At 55.1% G+C, this 5,085-nt stretch carries 2 tRNA genes and 3 rRNA genes; all 5 read left to right on the forward strand.

What is annotated here, in order from left to right:
• Positions 1–48: 48 nt before the first annotated feature.
• The 5 genes from SULYE_RS05695 (at position 49) to rrf (ending at position 5,085) form a co-directional block, all read left to right on the forward strand.
• Positions 49–1,573 (forward strand): 16S ribosomal RNA (locus SULYE_RS05695).
• Between the two features lie 59 nt (positions 1,574–1,632).
• Positions 1,633–1,706, forward strand: a tRNA-Ile gene (locus SULYE_RS05700).
• An 8-nt stretch (positions 1,707–1,714) separates the two neighbouring features.
• Positions 1,715–1,787, forward strand: a tRNA-Ala gene (locus SULYE_RS05705).
• 194 nt (positions 1,788–1,981) lie between these two features.
• A 23S ribosomal RNA gene (locus SULYE_RS05710) occupies positions 1,982–4,927 on the forward strand.
• Between the two features lie 41 nt (positions 4,928–4,968).
• Positions 4,969–5,085: ribosomal RNA gene (rrf, locus tag SULYE_RS05715) — 5S ribosomal RNA — on the forward strand.
• The 16S, 23S and 5S rRNA genes sit together here with 2 tRNA genes alongside, the layout of an rRNA operon.

The following is a 5,085-nucleotide window of genomic DNA, read 5'->3' on the forward strand; positions in this document are numbered from 1 at the left end:
TGGCAATGAATAAGGAAGCTAAGAGATGGGCGAGGTCTTCAAAAGATTCTTTTGGAGAGTTTGATCCTGGCTCAGCGCGAACGTTGGCGGCGTGCCTAACACATGCAAGTCGTGGGGCAGCAGGCTACTACCTTCGGGTAGTAGTGCTGGCGACCGGCAAACGGGTGAGTAACACGTAGCTTACCTACCCATAGGTTGGGGATAACATCCCGAAAGGGGTGCTAATACCCAATAATGAGGAGGCTCCAAAGCCCTTATGGGTGCCTATGGATGGGGCTGCGTCCCATCAGCTAGTTGGTGAGGTAATGGCTCACCAAGGCTACGACGGGTAACCGGTCTGAGAGGATGACCGGTCACAGTGGGACTGAGACACGGCCCGCACCCCTACGGGGGGCAGCAGTGGGGAATATTGGGCAATGGCCGAAAGGCTGACCCAGCAACGCCGCGTGGTGGATGAAGCCCTTCGGGGTGTAAACACCTTTTCTGGGGGAAGATAATGACGGTACCCCAGGAATAAGGGACGGCTAACTACGTGCCAGCAGCCGCGGTAATACGTAGGTCCCGAACGTTGCGCGAATTTACTGGGCGTAAAGGGTCCGTAGGCGGTTTAGCAAGTGGTTGGTGAAATTTCACGGCTCAACCGTGAAACTGCCTTCCAAACTGCTAAACTTGAGGCAGGGAGAGGTCGGCGGAATTCCCGGTGTAGCGGTGAAATGCGTAGATATCGGGAGGAACACCAGTGGCGAAGGCGGCCGACTGGAACTGTCCTGACGCTGAGGGACGAAAGCTAGGGGAGCAAACCGGATTAGATACCCGGGTAGTCCTAGCCGTAAACGATGGATGCTAGATGTGGGCTACGAAAGTAGTCCGTGCCGTAAGCTAACGCGTTAAGCATCCCGCCTGGGGAGTACGGCCGCAAGGTTGAAACTCAAAGGAATTGACGGGGACCCGCACAACCGGTGGAGCGTCTGGTTTAATTCGATGCTAACCGAAAAACCTCACCAGGGTTTGACATGCGGTGTGTCGGGTATGAAAGTACCCTAGGCTATGATTATTCATAGCCGCGCCGCACAGGTGGTGCATGGTCGTCGTCAGCTCGTGTCGTGAGATGTTGGGTTAAGTCCCGCAACGAGCGCAACCCTTGTCCTGTGTTACCAGCGGGTAATGCCGGGTACTCACAGGAGACTGCCGGCGATAAGCCGGAGGAAGGAGGGGATGACGTCAGATCAGTATGCCCTTTATGCCCTGGGCTACACAGGCGCTACAGTGGCAGGGACAATGGGCTGCAACGCCGTAAGGCGGAGCTAATCCCCTAAACCCTGTCGTGGTGCAGATTGAGGGTTGCAACTCACCCTCATGAAGGCGGAATCGGTAGTAATGGCGAATCAGCAATGTCGCCGTGAATACGTTCCCGGGTCTTGTACACACCGCCCGTCACGCCATGGGAGTCGGGTTCATCGGAAGTCCCCGAGCTAACCTGCAAAGGAGGCAGGGGCCGATGATGGGCCTGATGACTGGGGCGAAGTCGTAACAAGGTAGCCCTAGGGGAACCTGGGGCTGGATCACCTCCTTTATAGGGATATCCTATACAAAAAACAGCTCATCTTCTTAGCTTCCTTCCTAATTTGCTAAGGGCCTTTAGCTCAGGCGGTTAGAGCGTACCCCTGATAAGGGTAAGGTCAGTGGTTCGAGTCCACTAAGGCCCATAGAAAATGGGGACGTAGCTCAGTTGGGAGAGCATCTGCTTTGCACGCAGAGGGTCAGGGGTTCAAGTCCCCTCGTCTCCATAGCGGTAAAGGAAAAGGAAAATAGGAAATAGTAAAAGTAAAAATTGGTAAAAGTAAAGAAAAAAGAAAAGAGTATAAGTTAAGTAAGTAGGCAAAAAGTAAAAGAGTAAGAAGTAATAATATAAGTAAGAGTAAAGTAGTAAAAAAGGTACCTTGGCAATTGAATAGGTTAGTAGGCTGTAGGTAGTAGATAAGGCCAAGCTGCTAAGGGTCCATGGTGGATGCCTAAGGCAGTCAGAAGGGATGAAGGGCGTGGCAAGCTGCGATAAGCCTCGGGGAGCCGCAAGCAGGCATTGATCCGAGGATTCCCGAATGGGGAAACCCGGCTGGTTAATAGCCAGTCATCCGCGTCAGCGGAGCCGAACTCGGCGAAGTAAAACCTTTTAGTAGCCGGAGGAAAAGAAACCGCAATGGGATTCCCTAAGTAGCGGCGAGCGAACGGGGAAGAGCCTAAACCAGTGTGGTGCCATGGTGGTAGCCTTAGCCACACTGGGGTAGTGGGATAGCCGGCGCAGACAGCTACCACTGTCTGGGGAAGTTACAAAACTGTCAGTTAGCAGAAGTAGCTGGAACGCTACGCCATAGAGGGTGAAAGCCCCGTATGCAAAAACTGACAGTCTTCCTAGCTGCTAATCCCGAGTACCACTGCCCCCGTGAAAGGTAGTGGGAATCAGCCCAGACCACTGGGTAAGGCTAAATATTCCTGACTGACCGATAGCGCAACAGTACCGCGAGGGAAAGGTGAAAAGAACCCCTGCAAGGGGAGTGAAAGAGAACCTGAAACCATGGATCTACAAGCCAGTGGAAGGACTATTAAAAAGTCCGACTGCGTGCCTCTTGGAAAATGAGCCAGGGAGTTGTGGTATGCGGCAAGCTTAAGCCGATAGGCGAAGGCGTAGGGAAACCAAGTCCGAATTAGGGCGCTATTAGTCGCATGCTGCAGACGCGAAGCGGAACGATCTATCCATGCCCAAGGTGAAGGACGGGTAACACCGTCTGGAGGCCTGAACCAGTCGGTGCTGCAACACAGTTGGATGAGGTGTGGATAGGGGTGAAAAGCCAATCGCGTTCCGTGATAGCTCGTTCTCCCCGAAATGCATCGACGTGCAGCGTCAAGCGTTTCCCCCGGGAGGTAGAGATACTGATTGGGCTAGGGCCCCGAAAGGGGTACCGAACCCAACCAAACTCCGAATGCCCGGGAGGATAGCTTGGCAGTGAGACTACGGGGGATCAGCTCCGTAGTCGAGAGGGAAACAACCCAGACCGCCAGCTAAGGTCCCAAAGTGCATGCTAAGTGGAGAAGGATGTAAAGCCTCGAAGACAGCGAGGAGGTTGGCTTAGAGGCAGCCATCCTTTAAAGAGTGCGTAACAGCTCACTCGTCGAGAGGCTTTGCGCCGAAAATTTAACGGGGCTAAGCATGCCACCGAAGCTGCGGGCTTGCTTTAACAGCAAGCGGTAGGGGAGCGTTCCCTGCGGGCTGAAGTCTCACCGTAAGGAGGGATGGACTGCAGGGAAGTGAGAATCCTGGTATGAGTAGCAGCCAAAGACAGGTGAGAAACCTGTCCGCCGGAACTCCAAGGGTTCCAATCCAATGTAAATCAGGATTGGGTTAGTCGGTACCCTAAGGTGAGGGCGAAAGCAGTAGCCGATGGGAAGCAGGTTAATATTCCTGCACCAGCTGTCTGGAGACCAAGGCACGACGCAGGAGGATAGCACCAGGGGAGATTTGGATCGCTCCCTTTAAGCGTCCGAGGGCGAGGAATAGGCAAATCCGTTCCTCATACAAGCCCAAGGCGTGATGAGGAGGCTAAGCCTCGTGCTTAGCCAACTGGTGTGACTTCAGACTGCCAAGAAATAGTGTCGTGGTCGTCGAAGGATGGCTGACCGTACCGGAAACCGACACAGGTGGAGTGGGTTAGCAGCCTAAGGCGCTTCGGGGTAACTCTCCTCAAGGAACTCGGCAAACTGACCCCGTACCTTCGGAATAAGGGGTGCCCACCGCAAGGTGGGTCGCAGAAACCAGGTCCAGGCGACTGTTTACCAAAAACACAGCACTGCGCAAACTCGAAAGAGGACGTATGCAGTGTGAAACCTGCCCAGTGCCCGTAGGTTAAGGGGAGGGGTGATAAGCCCCAAACCGAAGCCCGGGTAAACGGCGGCCGTAACTATAACGGTCCTAAGGTAGCGAAATTCCTTGTCGGGTAAGTTCCGACCTGCATGAATGGTCCAACGATCTGGACGCTGTCTCGAGGAGAGTCCCGGTGAAATTGTAGTGCCGGTCAAGATTCCGGCTACCTGCGGCAGGACGGAAAGACCCTGTGAAGCTTTACTGTACCCTGGCACTGTTTGCCTGCGCATCCTGCGCAGGATAGGTGGGAGCCTAAGAAGTGCCCCTTTCGGGGGGCATGGAGGCGCCGGTGAGATACCACCCTGGATGTGTGGGTAAACTAACCTAGCCGTGTTACCCACGGCAGGGACAATGTCAGGCGGGCAGTTTGACTGGGGCGGTCGCCTCCTAAAGGGTAACGGAGGCGCCCAAAGGTACCCTCAGGTGGGTCGGAAATCCACCGTTAGAGTGCAAAGGCATAAGGGTGCCTGACTGCGAGACTGACAAGTCGAGCAGACGCGAAAGCGGGGCTTAGTGACCCGCATGTTCCGAGTGGAAGGGCATGCGATCAGCGGATAAAAGCTACTCCGGGGATAACAGGCTAATCCCGCCCAAGAGCCCACATCGACGGCGGGGTTTGGCACCTCGATGTCGGCTCGTCGCATCCTGGGGCTGAAGTAGGTCCCAAGGGTTGGGCTGTTCGCCCATTAAAGCGGCACGCGAGCTGGGTTCAGAACGTCGTGAGACAGTTCGGTCCCTATCCGCCGCAGGCGCAGGATACTTGAGAGGAGCCATCCTTAGTACGAGAGGACCGGGATGGGGCAGGCTCTGGTGTACCAGTTGTTCCCCAAGAGCAGCGCTGGGTAGCCATCCTGCTACGGGATAAGCGCTGAAAGCATCTAAGCGTGAAGCCCACCTCAAGATAAGGTATCCCTGAAGGGCCGTGGGAGACTACCACGTTGATAGGCTGCAGGTGGAAGCTCGGTAACGGGTGGAGCCAAGCAGTACTAATCGCCCGTTTGGCTTGGCCTTTTACTACTTACAGTCCTACTAACCTACTGGGTTGCCAAATCCCTGGTGTCCATAGCGGTGGGGAAACACCCGGCTTCCATTCCGAACCCGGCAGTTAAGCCCACCAGCGCCCATGATACTGGCCGGGAGACCGGTCGGGAAAGTAGTCGACGCCGGGT

Origin of the sequence: Sulfurihydrogenibium yellowstonense SS-5, from assembly GCF_000173615.1 — a bacterium.
Classification (GTDB): Bacteria; Aquificota; Aquificia; order Aquificales; family Hydrogenothermaceae; genus Sulfurihydrogenibium; species Sulfurihydrogenibium yellowstonense.